The 19,267-nt window shown below is 34.8% G+C and carries 17 protein-coding genes; 11 read left to right on the top strand and 6 right to left on the bottom strand.

Features of this window, described 5'->3' with window-relative positions; translation table 11 throughout:
- Positions 1 to 112: 112 nt before the first annotated feature.
- Positions 113 to 1,735 carry a cation:proton antiporter gene (locus VKJ25_RS23465; RefSeq protein WP_324239070.1) on the bottom strand — a complete coding sequence of 541 codons (1,623 nt, stop codon included), beginning with the start codon at positions 1,733 to 1,735 and terminating at the stop codon, positions 113 to 115.
- Positions 1,736 to 1,941: 206 nt separating this feature from the next.
- Here VKJ25_RS23465 and VKJ25_RS23460 point away from each other — a divergent pair, with 206 nt between their 5' ends.
- The gene (locus VKJ25_RS23460) at positions 1,942 to 2,223 is read left to right on the top strand and encodes a hypothetical protein (protein WP_483143756.1); all 282 of its coding nucleotides are present in this window, start codon (positions 1,942 to 1,944) and stop codon (positions 2,221 to 2,223) included.
- Entirely contained in the window at positions 2,220 to 2,390 is a 171-nt protein-coding gene (locus tag VKJ25_RS24900; RefSeq protein ID WP_483143755.1) for a hypothetical protein, read from the top strand. Before VKJ25_RS23460 ends, VKJ25_RS24900 begins: the two co-directional genes overlap by 4 nt.
- A gap of 455 nt (positions 2,391 to 2,845) precedes the next feature.
- On the opposite strand, the gene nagA is transcribed toward VKJ25_RS24900, so the two are convergent.
- A complete protein-coding gene (gene nagA, locus VKJ25_RS23455) occupies positions 2,846 to 4,030 on the bottom strand; it encodes an N-acetylglucosamine-6-phosphate deacetylase (RefSeq protein WP_324239068.1) in 1,185 nt (394 codons plus the stop codon).
- 619 nt (positions 4,031 to 4,649) lie between these two features.
- On the opposite strand from nagA, the gene purE reads away from it, so the two are divergent.
- The 7 genes from purE to VKJ25_RS23420 all read left to right on the top strand — a co-directional run bounded on the left by purE (position 4,650) and on the right by VKJ25_RS23420 (position 11,053).
- Positions 4,650 to 5,159, top strand: a complete 510-nt coding sequence (purE, locus tag VKJ25_RS23450) for a 5-(carboxyamino)imidazole ribonucleotide mutase (protein ID WP_324239067.1) — start codon at positions 4,650 to 4,652, stop codon at positions 5,157 to 5,159.
- A gap of 267 nt (positions 5,160 to 5,426) precedes the next feature.
- Complete coding sequence (locus VKJ25_RS23445; RefSeq protein WP_375340368.1) at positions 5,427 to 6,800, top strand: ammonium transporter; 1,374 nt, start codon at positions 5,427 to 5,429, stop codon at positions 6,798 to 6,800.
- Positions 6,801 to 7,887: 1,087 nt separating this feature from the next.
- Positions 7,888 to 8,670, top strand: a complete 783-nt coding sequence (locus tag VKJ25_RS23440) for an SGNH/GDSL hydrolase family protein (protein ID WP_324239065.1) — start codon at positions 7,888 to 7,890, stop codon at positions 8,668 to 8,670.
- Positions 8,671 to 9,079: 409 nt separating this feature from the next.
- Positions 9,080 to 10,285, top strand: a complete 1,206-nt coding sequence (locus VKJ25_RS23435; protein ID WP_324239064.1) for a 4-hydroxy-3-methylbut-2-enyl diphosphate reductase — start codon at positions 9,080 to 9,082, stop codon at positions 10,283 to 10,285.
- Between the two features lie 127 nt (positions 10,286 to 10,412).
- Positions 10,413 to 10,658 (top strand): hypothetical protein, encoded by a 246-nt coding sequence (locus VKJ25_RS23430; protein ID WP_324239063.1) that lies wholly within the window; start codon positions 10,413 to 10,415, stop codon positions 10,656 to 10,658.
- Complete coding sequence (locus tag VKJ25_RS23425) at positions 10,633 to 10,845, top strand: hypothetical protein (RefSeq protein WP_324239062.1); 213 nt, start codon at positions 10,633 to 10,635, stop codon at positions 10,843 to 10,845. The genes VKJ25_RS23430 and VKJ25_RS23425 overlap by 26 nt, the downstream gene beginning before the upstream one ends.
- A 25-nt stretch (positions 10,846 to 10,870) precedes the next feature.
- Complete coding sequence (locus tag VKJ25_RS23420; RefSeq protein ID WP_324239061.1) at positions 10,871 to 11,053, top strand: hypothetical protein; 183 nt, start codon at positions 10,871 to 10,873, stop codon at positions 11,051 to 11,053.
- Between the two features lie 603 nt (positions 11,054 to 11,656).
- Here VKJ25_RS23420 and VKJ25_RS23415 read toward each other — a convergent pair.
- The gene (locus VKJ25_RS23415; protein ID WP_324239060.1) at positions 11,657 to 11,962 is read right to left on the bottom strand and encodes a hypothetical protein; all 306 of its coding nucleotides are present in this window, start codon (positions 11,960 to 11,962) and stop codon (positions 11,657 to 11,659) included.
- Between the two features lie 119 nt (positions 11,963 to 12,081).
- On the opposite strand from VKJ25_RS23415, the gene VKJ25_RS23410 reads away from it, so the two are divergent.
- Complete coding sequence (locus VKJ25_RS23410) at positions 12,082 to 13,113, top strand: hypothetical protein (protein ID WP_324239059.1); 1,032 nt, start codon at positions 12,082 to 12,084, stop codon at positions 13,111 to 13,113.
- A gap of 342 nt (positions 13,114 to 13,455) precedes the next feature.
- Here the strand turns inward: VKJ25_RS23410 and VKJ25_RS23405 are convergent, their stop codons facing one another.
- The 3 genes from VKJ25_RS23405 to VKJ25_RS23395 are packed head-to-tail and all read right to left on the bottom strand — an operon-like array spanning position 13,456 to position 14,855.
- A complete protein-coding gene (locus tag VKJ25_RS23405; RefSeq protein WP_324239058.1) occupies positions 13,456 to 13,794 on the bottom strand; it encodes a DUF5615 family PIN-like protein in 339 nt (112 codons plus the stop codon).
- Entirely contained in the window at positions 13,791 to 14,015 is a 225-nt protein-coding gene (locus tag VKJ25_RS23400) for a DUF433 domain-containing protein (RefSeq protein ID WP_324239057.1), read from the bottom strand. The genes VKJ25_RS23405 and VKJ25_RS23400 overlap by 4 nt, the downstream gene beginning before the upstream one ends.
- Positions 14,016 to 14,069: 54 nt before the next feature.
- On the bottom strand, positions 14,070 to 14,855 hold the full coding sequence (locus VKJ25_RS23395; RefSeq protein WP_324239056.1) for an ABC transporter ATP-binding protein: 786 nt from the start codon (positions 14,853 to 14,855) through the stop codon (positions 14,070 to 14,072).
- A gap of 1,774 nt (positions 14,856 to 16,629) precedes the next feature.
- On the opposite strand from VKJ25_RS23395, the gene glyS reads away from it, so the two are divergent.
- The gene (gene glyS, locus VKJ25_RS23390) at positions 16,630 to 18,786 is read left to right on the top strand and encodes a glycine--tRNA ligase subunit beta (protein ID WP_324239090.1); all 2,157 of its coding nucleotides are present in this window, start codon (positions 16,630 to 16,632) and stop codon (positions 18,784 to 18,786) included.
- The last annotated feature ends 481 nt before the right edge of the window (positions 18,787 to 19,267 follow it).

The following is a 19,267-nucleotide window of genomic DNA, read 5'->3' as shown; positions in this document are numbered from 1 at the left end:
TATAGTTTCATCAACAGAGAATTATTGGTTCAATTTATTATCTAAATAGTAACAGAAAAAATAAAGTTGTCAACCCTATCTTGAAAATATAGTTTTTGATGGAAAGAAACAACTATATTTTTATTTTTTCAACTATTGTCACAGGAATTAAACTCTTTTCCAAAACTGTTTGAGAAACGGAACCAACTAACACATTTTCCCATAAACGATGCCCTCTTTTTCCTATCACTATTTCTGCTACTCTATACTCTTGCGCAATAGAAATTATTTCCTCTGATACCACACCCGTAACAGTTATAAACCGATACCGAATATCTGCTAAAAGTTGCTTGGTTTGCTGTTGCAGTCGATCAATACTTTCCGCATCATCAGACTGCATAACGTGCAACACCACAACTTCCCCATCACAACGTCTTGCTAACTCGGCAACTTTTGACAACACATCCACAGCAAGAGGTGAAGTATCAACGGCAGCTAACAAAATAATACGACGAGCCATCGCTACTTTTGTCGGATCGACTTCTCCTTTTTCTAAGAGTTTGGGTGCAAAAGTAGGTATTGCCCAAGCTCCCAAAGGTGCTGTGACTAATATTGATAAGGCAGCGATCGCTAAAATTGTTTCTCCTCCTTCAATACCTGCTGCTAGAGGAATAGCACCAATAGCAGCTTGCACCGTTGCTTTCGCAGAATTTCCTGGCAGTAAAAATAGACGTTCTCGCAAATTCCAATTACTGCCTAAAGTCGAGAGATACCAACCGATCATTCGTCCGACTAAAGTACCGACGGCTAAAATTAACAACCCTACCAATAAGACATTTTCCAGCACTGGCAAAGGGATACTTGCACCGAGCAAGACAAACAAAATTATTTGCGCTACCAACCACAAAGTATCAAAACCATTTCTTAACCGTCGCGCCAGAGGTGCATCAAGTTCGATCAGAAAAAATCCTGTTGCCATAACTGCCAAATAACCAGAAAATACAGGAAATTTTGCTGCTAAGACGACTAACAATAAAGCCATACTTGCTGCCACCAAAGTATCCTGGGTGGCATTTTTAGTCCAATTTTGTTTGACTAACAACAATACTAATATTCGTGCTGTCAACCATCCGGCGATCGCTCCCAAAATAATTTGTAAAATAACCTGGAACGGTAATATTTGTAAAGCGTTGAGAGTGATGCCACCAGGTAAATTTACAATTGTTGTTCCCTGGGACAAAAATGCCAGCAGTAAACTAAAAACTAACAACAGCAAAACATCTGATAAAGCACTACCAGTCAAAATAGCATCAGGAATACCTTTAGTTACGCCCCAACCCAAACTTTTGAGACGCAACATTCCAGGAACAATAACTGCGGGCGACTCAGCACCGATAATGCAACCCAGTAATAACCCGGTAGCAAAGTCAAAATTAAGTAACCACATAGCTGCGAGAGCAACAACAATAGTTTCACAGGTTGCCGGGAGAAAACCTAACCGGAGTGCTACAGTTCCCTGTTGTGCTAATTTTTCTCTGTCTAACCCTAACCCTGCTTTCATTAAAATTATAGTTACGGCGATCGCTCTCAGGGAGTCAGCAGCTTGCAGAATGCTAGAGTCGATGGTATTGCTAACTTGGGGACCTAATAATATTCCCACTAAGACCATTCCGACTAGGGGTGGTGCTTTTAATCTAAAGGCTATTTCGCCGACAAAAAAGCCGATTAATAATATTAAAATAATACTTTCTAACATAAGAAGGAAGAGGGAAGAAGAAATTAGAGGTTAATTTAATTTACTATCAGGACTTACGCAAAGACACTAGATATAGAGTATCGGTGGGTTACGAGATACGCTTTCCATGTCGCGTAGCGTTTAGGCGCTTGAGCGGACATATAAAGCGGAGCTTTGCGGAACGCAAAACCCACCCTACGGATAGCGTTAATGCGTAAGTCCTAAAAATTTTAAGTATTGATGTATTAGAATTAGAGGACTTATTTACAATAGTAAACTCTTCGGCTTTGTCAGGAAACTTATTTGTTAAGAATTTGGTTATTATGGCTGACTTTGGAGGAGAAATGCTCAAACGTATAAGTAGAGAATTTAATAATTTGTTTCCTAATCAAGAAATGAAATATTACTGGAAAAATACTCACCGCATTTATAAGTTTCAAGCCTTACCTACAAAAAGCTTAAGTAATCAAACTCCTAAAATTAATTTAATGGAAAAGACCTTTTTATAAAACATTCTTTAGATGAAAGACAAAAAGATGCTATTGAGCTTCTTTTATTTGGAAGTTCCTATAGCAATGCTAATCAAGAAATTGCTTCAATTTTAGCAAGATGTGAAATTGGTGATTGTTTGGACAAACCAGTTGATTTTATTCTATTTTTATATGAGGATAATTAACTTTTACGGTCATAGTTTTTGGAGATATTTTATAATAATTTATAGTCACATAATACCAGAAGATAAAACTAAATAAAAATTATGTCTTAACTACAATAATTAAGAAAAAAAGTTTTGAGTTTATCAATGAGTGATCGCTCTCCAACAGACATTTTTTATGTTACTATCAAAGCCATAAACTAAACAACAAAGTCTCTGCCAACTCTACTCTATATTTGTAGTTTGTAGGTTGGATTGACGACAGAAAACCCAACAAAAATATCTATCTAAAAAAATATATTTGTTGGGTTTCGTACTTCCTCAACCCAACCTACATTATCAGCGATCGCTCATTCGTATCCCCCTCGCTTTGTAAAGAGGGGGGAGCCAAGAAAAAGTCCCCCTTTCAAAGGGGGATTTAGAGGGATTTTTGGATTTCGCCAGCTTAACCCAACCTACGAGAAAGTTATTTAATATTAAAATAAAAGTCTCTGCCAACTCAACTCTATATCAACTGCTTTAGAAGAGGAAATTCCTACATTATTTACTCGCCACCTTAATAAATCTTTCTCACATTTCCCGATAATTTCACTATTCATTCCTAAAGCTTTCCGAGGTGCAATAGTTGCTAAATTAATTCCTGTTTCCACATCACAAATTCCCCACTTAACCAAATTCTTAACCCCAACTAATAAAGATAAAGTAGTTCCTGCTAAAGTTCCATCTTCTAGTCTGACTGTACCATTTTTAACTTCTATTTCTCTAGTATCCCAAGGATAAATTCCATCAGGTAATCCTAAAGGTGCTAAAGCATCACTAACTAAAAATATTCCCTGCTGAAATTGACTGGCTTTCAACAAAATTTCAATCATTGTTGAACAGACGTGTTGACCATCAGCAATTAACCCACACATAACCTCAGAATTTGTAATTGCTGCTCCTAATAAACCTGGTTGACGATGATGTAAACTTGGCATGGCATTAAAAGCATGAGTCACCATTGAAGCTCCTAACTTAAATGCTATTTCTGCTTGATTTGCTGTGGCTTGAGAATGCCCTAAACTAACTGTAATTCCTAGATTTTTTAAGTAGGGAATTACTGTTTCTGTACTGTCTAATTCCGGTGCTAATGTAATTATTTTAACTGTCTCACCATAATTCCCAATTACTTGCTTGACATTTTCTAGAGTTAATGGTAATAAATATTCTTGAGGATGAGCACCCCGCTTTTCTGGATTTAAAAAAGGTCCTTCTAAATGTACACCCAAAATTTGGGATGTTTCTGATTGTGGAGGTTGAGAGGCAAAATTTTGGAATATTTGGAGCGATCGCTGAATATTATTTATGGAAGTTGTGACAATAGTAGGCAAAAAAGCATCTATTCCTTGTTGCCATAAGTATTGACAAATTTCATGTATTTTAGTGATAGAAGTTTCATTTACTTCAGGAAAAGGTAAGCCTAAAGCACCATTTATTTGTAAATCAATTCCACCTAAAGAAATCCAGTCTTGTTCTACATCAATGGTGGCAGATGTGGTAGGTAAAAGTTCTTCAGTCTGAGGAATAATTTGCTCAATTTTGCCAGTAGAATTAATGAAAATTTGCTGTAGGTTTTGATAACCAGGGACTTTAGCATTAATAATTTTAGTAGTTACGTTCACAGGTTTAAATTTCTAATTATTTGTCAGAAATTATGATAACTGGTGTTCAACTAGAAAGCAATTTAAAAGTAGTTTTTCTGCTAGAAAAAAATCTTAAAATGTAGATTAATCAACTTTAAATTTTTCATTTTAAGAACTATAGCAATCCTAAATTCAGTTGTGATAATTTTTATATGTATAGAAATCCTAAATAGGTGATAATATTTTATCAAAATAATATGGGTCTAAAACCCCGCCTTTATAAGGCGAAATATTTTGGGAACCTTGTTCAAATAACCCTTACAAAAATTACTTCTGACTTCTGACTTGGTTAACGTAGGGGTTTGATCTCCAAACCCAAGCGCTAATGGATATTGAGACCAAATCCCTACAGTTTTTTTCACAAATTATTTCATATTACTATACTTAAAGCTGCCAGGCAAATATTACAAATTAAATAGGAATTCTATATCTTTTGCATCTTTAAGTTTGCTAAAAAAAGCGATATAGTTTAGATAGTTTTTTATGATTATTCAACCACAACGTAGGGACGTTGCATGCAAGGTCTCTACAGGGTTATTGTTGAAAATTTAGAAAAAACTAAATGTTGATAACTGATAACTGGTAACTGATAACTGAAATGACTCCCCAAATCGGAATAATAATGGGCAGTGACTCAGACTTGCCCACCATGAAAGAAGCGATCGCTATCTGCGAAGAATTTAACATACCCTCGGAAGTAGGCATTTTCTCAGCCCACCGTACACCCCAAAGAATGTTTGAATATGCCCAAACAGCTCATCAAAGAGGACTAAAAGTCATTATTGCTGGAGCTGGAGGAGCAGCACATTTACCAGGAATGGTCGCATCTTTAACGCCACTCCCAGTCATCGGTGTACCAGTCCAAACTAAAACATTACAAGGAATAGATTCCTTATATTCTATAGTGCAAATGCCAGGAGGAATACCAGTTGCTACAGTAGCGATCGGCAATGCCAAAAATGCTGGCTTATTAGCAGTTCAAATCTTAGGAACCCACCAACCAGAATTGTTAGAAAAAATACAAAAATATCGTCAAATTTTAGCAGAATCAGTGATAGAAAAACAAAATCGGTTAGAACAACTTGGATATCAAGAATATTTGAGATAAACTTAACCATCATGCAAATATTTTGTGTTAAAAATTCACAAATACTTGCTATTCTTTGTGTCAGAAACTGTTGTAGAAATACTGTTTATGCAGCTACTAAAAAATCAATAATAGTAGTAGATGATACAGAAAAATCACACAACAACTGGTGCTATATTTTTGGCATTTGCAATATAACTAATTAATTTGGCCTAAAAAATGACATCTAAGCTAAAATTTAGGAGCAACAAAATAAAGAATACCCGTCTCTTAGAACCGACAAAAATAATGAATCGGTTAAGTCGGAAAAAATGGTTTTCCCCAACCACATTAGCCTGCATACCCTTAGTATGTATAATTATAGCTGTATGGGCAGGAGCAGCAGCAGCTCAAGACCAAGAGTTAACCACAGAATATGTAAAAGGAGTTCTAGACTCAATTTGGATTCTAGTAGCTTCAGTATTTGTGATTTTTATGAATGCTGGTTTTGGAATGTTAGAAACAGGATTCTGTCGCCAGAAAAATGCAGTTAATATTTTAGCAAAAAACCTAATTGTATTTGCCTTGGCGACATTAGTCTATTGGTCTATAGGATTTTCCACAATGTTTGCTGGAGAAAATCCCTTCATTGGTGGGGGTGGTTTTTTTCTAACTGGTGACTCTAGCACTTATGGACTAGACCCATTTCCTGCGGGTTTGCCAGTCCCCATATTTTTCCTATTCCAAGCAGCTTTTGCAGCCACTGCAGCCACTATTGTTTCTGGAGCAGTAGCAGAAAGGATTGAATTTTCAGCCTTTTTATTTTTTAGCTTACTAATCACAGGTATTTCATATCCCATTACTGGACATTGGATTTGGGGTAGTGGTGGTTGGCTAGGTGCAATGGGTTTCAAAGACTTTGCTGGTTCAACCGCAGTTCATTCAGTAGGTGGCTGGGCAGCCTTAGTAGGGGCCTATATACTTGGACCGCGAATGGGCAAGTACGATAAAAATAATCAACCTAGAGCTATTCCCGGTCATAACATGGGTTTTGCGACCTTGGGCTGTCTAATTCTTTGGATCGGCTGGTTTGGCTTTAACCCCGGTTCTCAACTTGCAGCAGACGAAAATGTGGTTTATATTGCTGTAACTACAAACTTAGCAGCAGCAGCAGGTGGTGTAACCGCAACTATTACATCTTGGTTGAAAGATACTAAGCCAGACCTTTCCATGATTATTAATGGTGTTTTGGCTGGCCTAGTCGGAATTACCGCAGGTTGTGATGGAGTATCTTATTTATCAGCAGTAATTATTGGTGCTGTTGCAGGTATAATTGTAGTTTTCTCAGTTCCCTTCTTTGACCAATTGAAAATTGACGACCCTGTAGGTGCTACTTCAGTTCACTTAGTCTGTGGAATTTGGGGTACTTTAGCAGTTGGTATTTTTGTCGAAGGAGCTAATATCGTAACTCAAGCTATAGGTATTATCTCAGTCGGATTGTTTACAGTGATTATGAGTGTTATTTTCTGGCTAGCTTTGAAGGCTACTATTGGTATTCGTGTTCATGCAGAACAAGAATATCAAGGTTTGGATATTTCTGAACATGGCATGGAAGCTTATCATGGTTTTGTGAAGGAACCTGATTCCCTGGGAACTGGTGCTATTCAAGATCATTCTCACTAAAATAGTCATAACTTAAGGTTATTTAGATAGAGACTAAGGTAAAAGAGTGTGGGGAGAGTAGGAAGTTTGTGAGGTCTTGGGATTGAGAAACTTCCAAAAAGTTGATTCAAAACTTCCTTAATATCCCTACTCCCTCCCTAAGCAAAGCATGGGGAGGATTGAAAGTTTTTGGGGAAGTATTTAGATATAGCAGTAGAAGCAAAAGAGGCGGAAATTGCTAAATTTTATTTGTCAAGCATTTCCACAGGAAAAATTTATCCAGATATTACTTTTGATATATGAATAAGTGCTTATGCAAAATTAATTGTATAATTTCATAAGCAAAATCAATCGCACATTCTATTATAAATCTTCAATCTTATCTAGAAATTATTAATTTTTTCCCTGTTCCCAGTTAAGCGTTCCCTATTCCCTATCTCAACTAGGAATAATTTTTCACAACTACTTAACTTTCTTAACTTAATTTAATCAACTCTCTGGATAAAATAGCATAAGCTGATTATTTCAGTTATCAGAAATTAGTAGCTGAGAGGCTTAAGATACTGAATTGAATTTTTTTTCATCCTGCTGTAGAGCTACAGCTAGTGGCGCAGCCAAGGGGAGGCACATACCCTAATGATTTCGGTAATAATAAACTAAATCCAAGCCTCGGCTAGCCGAAAGACCAAACTCTCAGAGAATTTGGGAAAACCCACCTTCCCTTGTGCAAAATAAAATTCATTAATGGATAATTGATAATTGATAATTACCTCTCTCTAAAAGTCAAAAATTTATTTCTCTTGATATATATTAGAGATGGCGTACTTGGGAAAACCTCCGCAAGAGCGGGAAACTTCCCCATCTCCCGACTGCTTTTTATCCTTGAAAAGGGAGACTTTATAAACTGAATTATTTAATTATTAATTATTAATTATTAATTATTAATTATTTGGTAACCTTAATTTTTCTCAAGATGTTCCAGATTAGGCTTGGTTTTCTTAATAGAGACTAATTCAATTTAGCTACGGTGTTTACTTTCTCTAGAGATGTTCCAAAATGGGTCTGGTGTTCTGTAGCTGCAAATGGGCTACTATCATTCATAGTGGCTATGCTAATCGTCACTGATTATAACCCAGAAAACCCTCAAGCAACTACTACAATAATATCCCCTACTTCTCACAGTATCAAACCTAATACACCAAGTCCACTATTCGGGGCAGCTCGCACAAAACTTCTGGCTATTGGGAGAAATCACAAGTGGACATATCAACAATGGGTGGAACAGTTGGAGCGAGAGGCGATCGCTGCAGCTAATAACCGTCCTGAACGTCTAACAATTTTATTAGGAGATTCTTTGAGTCTTTGGTTTCCCTCAAAACTTCTTCCCTGGGATAGAAGTTGGTTAAATCAAGGAATTTCTGGAGAAACTTCGGCAGGTTTATTGAAGAGATTATATTTATTAGATAGTACCAGACCAGAAACAATTTTTGTAATGATTGGGATTAATGATTTGATACATGGAGTAAATGATGGAACTGTTTTGGCCAATTACAGAAAAATTATTCATCAATTACGAGCTGTCCATCCAGGAAGTCAAATAGTTGTCCAGTCTATTTTGCCCCATAGTGGCCAATCGGCTACTTGGGAAGGTCGCGATCGCCTATTGAAACTATCTAATAGCCAGATTAAAAAAATAAATCGTCGTTTGAAAGCCATAGCTGATAATGAAGGGGCTTTCTTTTTAAATATTCATCCACTATTTACAGATGCTCAAGGTTTTCTCCGATCTGAATTAAGTACCGATGGTCTACATTTGAATGATAAAGGTTATCAAGTTTGGAGTACCGCAATTAATATGTACAGTAAAATGACATTGGAAGAACCTCAGTAATTCAGTTATCAGCTTTTTCAGTTATAAATAGGGCTGGCTGGTTAAACTTCAAAAGCTTTACAGGTAAAGGTTATAGCATTTTTGGTGACTAAAAAAGTACCAGATTTTCGCCCTTTTTGGGTAAAAAAGTGAGTATTTTGGTTATATTTGGGTACCCAAGTCAAGGGATAAAATATCCGATTTATCGGGAACCGAAAAATCCAAAAGTTACCATTTTAGGCACATCCTTAGAGCAAAAAAAATTACTTTTCTGCTCCCCGACTCCCCGACTCCCCGACTCCCCGACTCCCCTACTGCTCTGTCTTAACTTTTATCCCCTTATTCTCATCAACATAGATATCTGGAATTTTTATTAGGAAAAATATTGTAAGATAAAACAGATATTAGGAAAGGTTAATAACAAAACATAATGGATACAAAAGCTTTTACTAGGGAACTAAAAAAATCTGACAATTATAACCGTAAAGGATTTGGTCATGCAGAAGAAGTAGCGACAGTTATGGAGTCTGTTTATCAAAGTAACCTAATCCAACAAATTAGAAACAATAATTATACTTTAAAAAAAGGTAATGTTACTATTAAACTTGCCAAAGCTTTTGGTTTTTGTTGGGGTGTAGAAAGGTCAGTAGCAATGGCTTATGAAACTCGTCAACATTTTCCTAATCAACAAATTTGGATTACTTACGAACTAATTCATAATCCTTCTGTGAATCAAGATATGAGGGATATGGAAATTAAATTTATTCCTGTAATTGATGGTAAAAAAGATTTTTCTGTAGCTGGAAATAACGATGTAGTAATCTTACCTGCTTTTGGTGCAAGTGTTCAAGAAATGCAGATTTTAAAGGATAAAAATTGCCAAATTGTTGATACTACTTGCCCTTGGGTTTCTAAAGTTTGGAACAGTGTAGAAAAACATAAAAAGAAGAAATTTACTTCTATTATTCATGGGAAATATAGTCATGCAGAAACTATTGCCACTAGCTCTTTTGCTGATAAATATTTAATAGTTCTGAATATGTCGCAGGCAGAATATGTTTGTAATTATATTCTCAATGGTGGCAACCGGGATGAATTTTTAAGTAAGTTTAAATTTTCTTATTCTGAAGGTTTTAACCCAGATTTAGATTTAGAAGAAGTTGGTATTGCTAATCAAACAACTATGCTCAAAAGTGAAACTGAGGAAATAGGAAAGTTGTTTGAAAGAACCATGATGAAAAAGTACGGACCAGATAAATTAAATGAGCATTATCAAAACTTTAATACTATCTGTGATGCTACTCAAGAACGACAAGATGCAATGGCAGGTTTATTTGATGAAGAGGTAGATTTAATGATAGTAATAGGAGGTTTTAATTCTTCTAATACGACTCATTTACAGGAAATGGCTATAGAAAATCGCATTTCATCTTATCATATTGATGGTGCCAAAAGGATTTTATCTGGGAATAGAATTGAACATAAACCTTTAGGAAATGAGGTGAAAATATCAGAGGGTTGGTTGCCTGAAGGTCAGGTAGTTGTGGGCGTGACTTCTGGTGCTTCAACTCCTGATAAAGCTGTTGAAGATACTATTAATAAAATTTTAGAAATGAAGTTAAATACTAATGGATAATTAATTATTAATCCTTATAAATTTAAAGCCTCCCTTTACTGATGAATATTTGATATGGAACCACAAACTCTAGGAGCGTAAGATAGTCTTGGGAAAGAAATATGATTATGTTTACTTTCCTAAATTTATGGCTTTCTTTTTTCCTGATACTTACCAAGAAATTGATTGGGAAAAAGGTTATGAAATTTTGGATAAAGAGTTTCAACAAATTGTTCAAGATGCTAGTTTAGGTAAACGTTTAGCTGATAAATTAGTTAAAGTTTGTCTAAAAAATAATCAAGAAACTGTGATTTTGATTCATACAGAAATCCCAGGGCAATATGAAAGTGATTTTGCTGAAAGAATGTATGTTTATCACCTGCGGCATTTATGATAAGTATCGGTTGAAAAATACAGAAGTTGTAAGTTTAGCTGTATTGGGAGATGAACAGAAAAAATGGCGACCTAAAAAATATAGTTATAGTCCTTGGGGTTGTCAATTAAAATTGAAGTTTCCGATAGTTAAATTATTAGAATATAACAAAAATTGGGAGTTATTAGTCGAAAATAATAATCCTTAATAATAATCCTTTTGCGGTGGTGATTATGACTTACTTAAAAAGTCAGGAAATTAGGAAAACTCCTCTGATTAGATTGAAAACTAAGTTGACTTTGGTGCGATATGATAGGGGTTATAGTAGAAAAATGGTGATTCAGTTATTCAGATTAATAGATTGGATGATGATATTACCAGAAGAATTGAAAAGAGAATTTCCAACAAAAGTATAGAACCCATGAGGAGGAAAAAAAGATGTCTTATATTACCAGTATTGAAGAAATTGGTTGAGAGAAAGGGGAGCTAAAATCTGCTAAGGAATCAATCATCATAGTTTGAGAAACTAGGTTTGAAAATGTACCTACAAATATTGTAGATACTGTTAATAAAATTGATAATATTTAGTCACTCCAATAGTTAACTAAAACTGCTTTTTTAATTGATTCCTTAGAAAATTTTGTCGCCCTCTTGCCTGAGAAATATATGATCTTAATTACGGAGTTGATGAGCAGCTAAAAAATACAACTTTTATTTTTATAGTGTGTGTTTATAATTACTGAATCTATGATAAATACAAAGTGCTTCCCGTTGTTATGAGGTAAAAATTTTAGGTTTGAGAGAACAGGAAATGGGGAATAGGGAACAGAAAAGAAGAAAAATCATTGTACCTCATAACTTTGGAAATTGCTGTGTCGGTGAACAAACCCGGAAACCAAATTTTTGCCTAGGTTTCTGTTATAAAAACAACGATTTATCCTAAAAATCAGGTTTCTTTAGACTAATCTTACTAATGAAAGTAGAGTGTACTAAAATTGCTGTCCTAGTTCATGGAGAAATTACAGATTCTTTTTTAACCATAGGTACTTATTCGGGAGGAATATAATATAGATAATAACCAGAAAAGCTTTCCAGCCTCTACAGCTACTCCCACATTCAAAATTAACTGTATTAGCATTATCTTTAAAACTAAGAACATTGCTACGACACCAATCAATTTTAAGAAATAAGTCGTGATTTCCTTCTGCAATATCAAATTCTCTTTCTTCACCATTTTTAATATAGCCTATTATGTTACCATCAAGCACAACTTTATATGCACGCAATAAATCAACCGAGCCGGAATCTCGTTTTAGTTTGAGCATTGTTATTTCCACCTGACTTATAGTTTAATCTGGCAAAATCCCAGATTTTTGTATCTCTTTTGTTTGCTAGTTCATAAAACTGAACATTGCCACTATCAAACTTATTTCCTAAGTTAATTATGTCTCACTTAATAAAACCATTAAATTTAACAGCTCACCCAAAATTAGAAAAATCATTAGGATATCAAGCAAACTATCGTTGGGTAGCTTTTCACTGGGAACCAGAAACCAACCAAGTTATTTATAATGATAATCACAATTTTGGTGCAGGTATTAATCCTGCTTGGGAAATTTTTATTCACCATCCTTTGGTAAGTGTTGAACTTAAAGATTATCAATTAGATGAAACTGATAAATATTGGTTAATTCTAGATAGAAAAAATCGAAATTTATATGTAGCAGAAGCCACAATAGTTCCAACAATGTTTGAACAACCAGAAAGTTTAAATTTATTAGCTGCTCTGGATGAAAAAAATCATGGCATCTCTATTTTTAATACTCAAACAGAACGACTGAGATTAGATTTATTTGCTCATTCTATTAAACCCTTAATTCCTATAGGAATTTTTGGTGCTTTATTTGCTACTTTAAGTTTTGGTAGTTGGTCATTGATTAGGTCAAGATTTTCACAGCAAGCTAATCAAAATCCAATTCCTCAAGTAGTAGTTGGTAGTGCGGCTTGTGGTGTTGGAGGTAGTAATGATTTTTCATCTTTTTTTAATACCCCTAAAAGAAATAAGGAACTGCATTTAATAGGTGTGTATGAAGCAAGTTCCGATCATAAAGGAAGATATCATCCTACTGGTATTATTAATGTTTCGATAGAACGCCAAAACCAACCCATAATATTAGCATTATCCTCCTACGAACCTGTAGATTGGAATTTAAGTTTGGGTAAAGATGTTAAGATAGAAAAAATTATTATTAATGGATACCATGACCAGAAAATTTCTGGTGTTTCTGGCATTCCTATAGAAGAGTTTAGTTACGAAGGAACAGGTAAATATTTAGGTGAATTTGTTTATAAGTGGAATAAACTTTCTCCTAATTCTGAGACGGTTTCTTTAGTAACTAAACTTGAGAAATTGACTGATACTAATTTAACTTCTTTTCAAGGATGCTATCGAGGAAACCGTTTTTCAATTGAATGAAAAAAATTGAGAATTAGTAAGTAAAAATATCAAAAAAGGTAAAGATAAAACCTACATTTCGGATGAAAAGATGTTTTAATGCCAAGGATTAAGCTTACTATTTGTAGCCCAAATTGACTGCTAATCAACTCCTGTTGATAAAAATTAAGACAGAGCAGCTCATGTGAAAATAATTCCACAATGGGGTAGATTGAGTTGAATCCTGATATTATAGCAAAGGTGAGCGTTAGAACTATAAAAAAGATAGAAAGGAGATCGATCATAATCAAATTTATTTATCCCATAGTTTGGATGAAAAAGTAGTGTCTCTTTACCTAATGTCCATAATGCTTATCTGTACAATTAGTTTCCGCTAATTTCTACTAATTTCTCGCCAGCAGCTAAAAGCTCTAAAGCTCTCGGCAACGTCTCGCTCAAAATTTCACGCAACCGAGTATTAGAAGTATTGCCACAAGTCAGCCAAATAATTTGTGGAGGATAACCAAGTCGTTCAGCCAAATCTACAAAATCTCTATCTTTAGTCATTATGATAACTCCCTGAGCTTTTGCCGCTTCAAAGATTTCATAATCTTCAGCATCTCTCAGTCCAAGATCGCGCAAAGCTAAAGCCTCAATCTCAAATGTACTACTAATCCAGATTGAAATTGCAGGAGACAGATGTGCATCAACCCAAATTATCATGGCACTAAAATTGGGTGGTTAAGTTTCCGTGAAGCATATAAAAGCGAGGCTTTCAAATCATCCTCTTCAAGATCGGGCATTTCTTCTAAAATTTCTCCTGCACTGAGACCAGCTGCAAATAAATCTAATACATCTGATACCCTAATTCTCATGCCTCGTATACAGGGACGACCACCACATTGACGAGGATTAATGGTGATTCTTTCAAGTAGGATTGTCATTTCAGTTATTAGTTACTTGTTAGTTATCAGTTGTCAATAATATTTCACAAAAATTTATAACAAATTATCTGATAAAAGTTTATTTTCCTGTACAACTCCATCCTCAAGATAAACCACTCTATCAGCAGAATCTAATATTCTCGGATCGTGAGTTACCATTAATACCGTACAACCACCCTCCTTAGCCAACCGACGCAATAACTCAATCACCGTATGACCACTACGAGAATCTAAAGCCGCTGTTGGTTCATCAGCCATAATTATTTTAGGACTTCCAGATAGGGCACGAGCGATCGCTACCCTTTGTTTTTGGCCACCAGACAAATCTCGTGGATGTAGTTTGGCTTGAGGAGCTAACCCTACCTGTTCCAAAAGTGTCTGAGCTTCATGTTTTGCTGCCTTACCTTTAATACCCTTCATATTCAAAGCCACTTCTATATTTTCTGTAGCGGTTAATGCTGGAAATAAGTTAAACCCCTGAAAAATAAAGCCGATATTTTCAAGTCGAAATTTGGTCAATTGTTCTCTGGACATTTTCGTAATTTCTTGTCCCAAGAGACAAACTCTGCCAGATGTTGGTGTTAATAATCCTGCTAAAATGGACAGCAACGTAGTTTTGCCAGAACCAGATGGTCCCATCAATAGTTGGACATCACCTTTCTTGATAGTCAAGTCAATATTATTGAGTACCTGATAAGATTGTTGTCCAGTTTGGTAGGTCATTGTCACCCCACAAGACTTGATTGCTGCTGTTCTGAAGCTAGCAAAATCCCTAGAATTAGAAAGAGATTGGTTGTGAGTCTTAGTTGCAGCAGTCATGTACATATTGAAAGTAGTCATTTCAGTTATCAGTTATCAGTTATCAGTTACGAATACCTCTGTGAAGCCAAAGGCTGGAAATACTAAGGTTTATTTTTTTTACCCTTGTAGAACGACAAGCTAGCGGAGGAGCTAAGTCCAGGGAGGGGGAGGTTGAGACCTTATTTTGGTCATTATGTACAACTTTTGGTAGGCTAGAGTATTTGGGAAATATTTAGGAATAAGGTAGAATAAATGGTCTGCTGATGCAAGTTTTTTATTATTTGCTTGAGTTACTTAAATTTTTGTATTCAACTTAAATTGTATATCTTTTTAAAATTGAAATCTGATTTCATAGATTTTGGCAAATTGAATGGCCTTTGAACTAAATAAAAATAAAGTTTATTGATTTATTCTTTATTATATAATCTTGCTAAGTTTTACAGCGGATTATTAGGATTTTGAAGTATAAATGTTAATAGTAAAATCTTTGTACCATAGACATTTTGGCTGTGATAGTAAATGCTACAATCTCTATAAAATCCGTTCCTTAAATCCTCTTTAATGAAGTCAGAATTCAGAAGTCAAAAGTTGTTTTTGTAAAGGGAACTTAGAGCAAAGCTCCAAAAACGTTTCGCCTTATAAGTAGGGGTTTTAGATCCGATTATTTTGATAAATTAATACATGGAACTTATAGGAATTATAAATAGGTTTTCATAATTTGGATAATGGAGAATTACCTCTGATTTCTTATGGCTATATAAATTACATAAAATAGATTAGTTTTAACTAGCCTTTGTCTGAAAGTTGACTGAGAAAGGAATTAATAATAATTCAGGTAAGCATTTCCTACGGAATGCTACGCCAACAGCGGTCAGCTATTTATTTTAGGAGCAATAAACAATAAACAAAGCTTTATTAATTGAGGTAAATTGAATTTTCTTATCAAAGCCGACTTTCAAGGTCATATTCATTTAAAGCCATTTTCATATCTTAATTTTTTAATTTTCTTGAGAAACTAATCCCTTATAAATGCTTACTTAAATTTTAAGTTTGAACTTCAAAAAATAATGTCTGAATTGTTACGAATGGATAATTAATAATTGATAATGGATAATGGATAATGGATAATTAGGGCATTGCATATTTACGGGATGGATTATATGGCAATCCGTGCTTATGTTGCGACCAATTAAAAAGTAGATAAAAAAAACTCAAACTCTTACCGAAGAATTAATAATTAAATAATTAAATAATTAAATAATTCGTCCCTTGAAGCCTCCCCTTTAAAAGGGAAAAAGCGGTCGTTTCGGCCCTTGATTAAGCCGACATGAAAAGCCGAGCTTCCTGTAGGGTGAGATGGATGAGTTCCCTAACCATTTCTAATCTCCCCTTGAGAAATAAATTTTTTCCTTTTATTGAATGCTCTTCCTTTTAGGGAGAGATAATTATCAATTATCAATTATCCATTATTGAACTATTCCCTAAAAGCAATAGGATTTTTATACACAAATAAAATAGGATTGCTATAGTTTTATAGAAAGAAGAAGTAAAAGATGGGATTTACCTTTTATCCAAAGATTCATCCCCTGGTTTCAGCAGCACCAGAATAAGGGATAGGAAAAGTATTTTAATTTGTTGAAACACCACAATAAGACTCAGTTTACTAAGGATTTTTTAGATATTTCCTCTTCCCTTCTTCCTTCTTCCTTCTTTCTGCTAAACTGTGGTAATTATTCCCATAAACTTCAGTATTTCAAACTTCTGGCAATAGCTGGGAGGTACTGATAACTGATAACTGATAACTGAAATGACAATGGCAACATTTTTATTAGAAATTGGTACAGAAGAATTACCTGCAACTTTTGTTTCTGAAGCTATACAACAGTGGCAAAAACTTATTCCCACAACCCTTACAGAAGCATACTTGACAAATGATGCAGTTAATGTATACGCAACCCCTAGACGTTTAGCAGTGGTGATTAATGGTTTACCAATTAAACAACCAGACCGAGAAGAAGAAATTAAAGGACCTCCAGCAAAAGCAGCTTTTAAGGATGGTAAACCTACTAAAGCAGCAGAAGGATTTACGAAAAAGCAAGGAGTCGAACTTAGTGACCTAGAAATACGCCCTACAGAAAAAGGTGATTTTGTCTTCGTAAATAAAAAAATTAAAGGTCAACAAACAACAGCAATTTTGACAGAATTAATCCCAGAATGGATTAATAAATTAGAAGGTAAAAGATTCATGCGTTGGGCGGATGGAGATATTAAATTTCCCCGCCCAATTAGATGGTTAGTATCATTATTAGATGATGAAATATTGCCGATAAATTTAGAGAATGGTTCAGAAAAAATAACCAGCGATCGCCTATCTTACGGTCATCGAGTTTTACATCCTCAACCAATAGAAATTTCTCAAGCCAAAGATTATGTGGAAGAGTTGAGAAAAGGATATATTGAAGTAGACTATCAACAAAGAAAAAGCCAGATAGAAGAACAAATAAAAACTGCTGCTAAAGAAGTTGAAGGCACAGCAGAAATTCCCGAAGAATTATTAGTAGAAGTTACAAATTTAGTAGAATTTCCCACAGCAGTAGTTGGAAAATTTGACGAAGAATTTTTAATTTTACCTGCGGAAGTTACCACAACTGTAATGGTGACACATCAACGTTATTTTCCAGTTTTAAAATCTCCAAAAACTACTAAAGAAATAGAATTGTTACCATATTTTATTACTATTTCTAATGGCGACCCAGAAAAATCAGAGATTATTGCTAAAGGAAATGAAAGAGTAATTAAAGCCAGATTAGCTGACGGACAATTTTTCTATAAAGCAGATTTATCTAAACCATTAGAAAGTTATTTGCCGGAATTAGAAACAGTTACTTTTCAAGCAAAATTAGGCTCAATGGGAGAAAAAGTAAAACGTATTATTAATATAGCTAAATTAATTGCTGAACAATTAGAAGTTAGTCAAGTAGAATCGGAAAATATAGAAAGAGCAGCTCTACTTTGCAAAGCTGACTTAGTAACTCAAATGGTTTATGAATTTCCGGAATTACAAGGAGTAATGGGAGAAAAATATGCCCGTGCTGGTGGAGAAAATGAAGCAGTAGCAACGGCAATTTTTGAACATTATTTGCCTAGAGGTGCAGGAGATATTTTACCAGAAACGATTGTCGGTAAAGTTGTAAGTTTGGCAGATAAACTGGATACTTTGGTGAGTATTTTTGGATTAGGAATGTTACCTACAGGTTCCGCCGATCCTTTTGCTTTACGTCGAGCTGCAAATGCTGTAATTAATATTACTTGGTCGGCGAATTTACCATTAAATTTACATCAATTATTAGAACAAGCTGCTGAGAGTTTTATAAAAATTTATGCAGAAGCAAATTCTGAGCTATTACCACAATTATTTGAATTTTTCTTACAGCGAATTAGAACTATTTTACAAGAAGAAAAAAATCTTGATTATGATTTGGTAAATGCAGTTTTAGGAGATAATGATTCTGAATATCAGGAAAGAGGATTAAAAGATTTATTAGATGTGCGTAACCGAGCAGTTTTCTTACAAAATATTCGGCAAAATGGTATGCTTGATAAAATCTATGAAACTGTCAATCGTTCAACTCGTTTAGCAGCTCAAGGTGAATTGAATAAAATGCAAATTACACCTGGAGAAGTTGTAGATGCAAAACTGTTTAAAAGTAAATCCGAATCAGATTTTTATGATGCTTTAGTTGAGCTAGTTCCTCAAACAGAAATATCTCAAAAAACTAGGAATTATCAACAATTAGTCGATGCTTTAGCAAAAATAGCTCCCACAGTTAGTAATTTCTTTGATGGACCAGAAAGTGTATTAGTAATGGATCCTGACCCCAAAATTCAACAAAATCGCTTGAATTTATTGGGTATACTTCGGAATAATGCGAGGGTATTAGCAGACTTTGGGCAAATAGTTAAAAGTTAAGGAAGAAAAAAGAACGAAGAAGGAAGAAATATTGAACCCAGAAACCAGGTTTCTCCCAGATGTTTATTATTAAAAACAATGATTTACCAAAGAAACCAGGTTTCGCATGCCTAAGTCCTGGAAATATTGAAAAAAAAGAAAAATGATAGAGATAGCTGTCTAAAAATTAATTGGAGAAGCTTTTTTTTAGTAGCTCCAATTTCAAAATAATTCTTTTTTCCTATTCCTTATTTCCTCTTTTTTATTGTCAAAACCGCATTTATTTGTGTAATATCAAACCCGCTAGCTTTGGAGAATCAGGTTCTACCATCAGAAAACAGCAAAAATTCCTAATTAGTAGGAAGTTACACCACCTCTGTAGGGGCGGGTCTCACCAGTAAGCTCACGAGTCTTGACCTGAAGCTAGCTAGACCCGCCCCTGCTACTCACCAGTAAGCTCACGAGTCTTGACCTGAAGCTAGCTAGACCCGCCCCTGCTACT

Source organism: Okeania sp., assembly GCF_035285525.1.
Lineage (GTDB): Bacteria > Cyanobacteriota > Cyanobacteriia > Cyanobacteriales > Microcoleaceae > Trichodesmium.
The sequence above is the reverse complement of the archived record's forward strand: the minus strand, read 5'-3'. Positions and strand labels throughout refer to the sequence as shown.

What these genes read in the sequence shown, in the direction of transcription:
- VKJ25_RS23465 (WP_324239070.1), bottom strand. Translation starts at nt 1,735, where the DNA reads ATGTTAGAAAGTATTATTTTAATATTATTAATCGGCTTTTTTGTCGGC.
- purE (WP_324239067.1), top strand. Translation starts at nt 4,650, where the DNA reads ATGACTCCCCAAATCGGAATAATAATGGGCAGTGACTCAGACTTGCCC.
- VKJ25_RS23445 (WP_375340368.1), top strand. Translation starts at nt 5,427, where the DNA reads ATGAATCGGTTAAGTCGGAAAAAATGGTTTTCCCCAACCACATTAGCC.
- VKJ25_RS23440 (WP_324239065.1), top strand. Translation starts at nt 7,888, where the DNA reads ATGCTAATCGTCACTGATTATAACCCAGAAAACCCTCAAGCAACTACT.
- VKJ25_RS23435 (WP_324239064.1), top strand. Translation starts at nt 9,080, where the DNA reads ATGGATACAAAAGCTTTTACTAGGGAACTAAAAAAATCTGACAATTAT.
- VKJ25_RS23430 (WP_324239063.1), top strand. Translation starts at nt 10,413, where the DNA reads ATGGCTTTCTTTTTTCCTGATACTTACCAAGAAATTGATTGGGAAAAA.
- VKJ25_RS23425 (WP_324239062.1), top strand. Translation starts at nt 10,633, where the DNA reads ATGTTTATCACCTGCGGCATTTATGATAAGTATCGGTTGAAAAATACA.
- VKJ25_RS23420 (WP_324239061.1), top strand. Translation starts at nt 10,871, where the DNA reads ATGACTTACTTAAAAAGTCAGGAAATTAGGAAAACTCCTCTGATTAGA.
- VKJ25_RS23415 (WP_324239060.1), bottom strand. Translation starts at nt 11,962, where the DNA reads ATGCTCAAACTAAAACGAGATTCCGGCTCGGTTGATTTATTGCGTGCA.
- VKJ25_RS23410 (WP_324239059.1), top strand. Translation starts at nt 12,082, where the DNA reads ATGTCTCACTTAATAAAACCATTAAATTTAACAGCTCACCCAAAATTA.
- VKJ25_RS23405 (WP_324239058.1), bottom strand. Translation starts at nt 13,794, where the DNA reads ATGATAATTTGGGTTGATGCACATCTGTCTCCTGCAATTTCAATCTGG.
- VKJ25_RS23400 (WP_324239057.1), bottom strand. Translation starts at nt 14,015, where the DNA reads ATGACAATCCTACTTGAAAGAATCACCATTAATCCTCGTCAATGTGGT.
- VKJ25_RS23395 (WP_324239056.1), bottom strand. Translation starts at nt 14,855, where the DNA reads ATGACTACTTTCAATATGTACATGACTGCTGCAACTAAGACTCACAAC.
- glyS (WP_324239090.1), top strand. Translation starts at nt 16,630, where the DNA reads ATGGCAACATTTTTATTAGAAATTGGTACAGAAGAATTACCTGCAACT.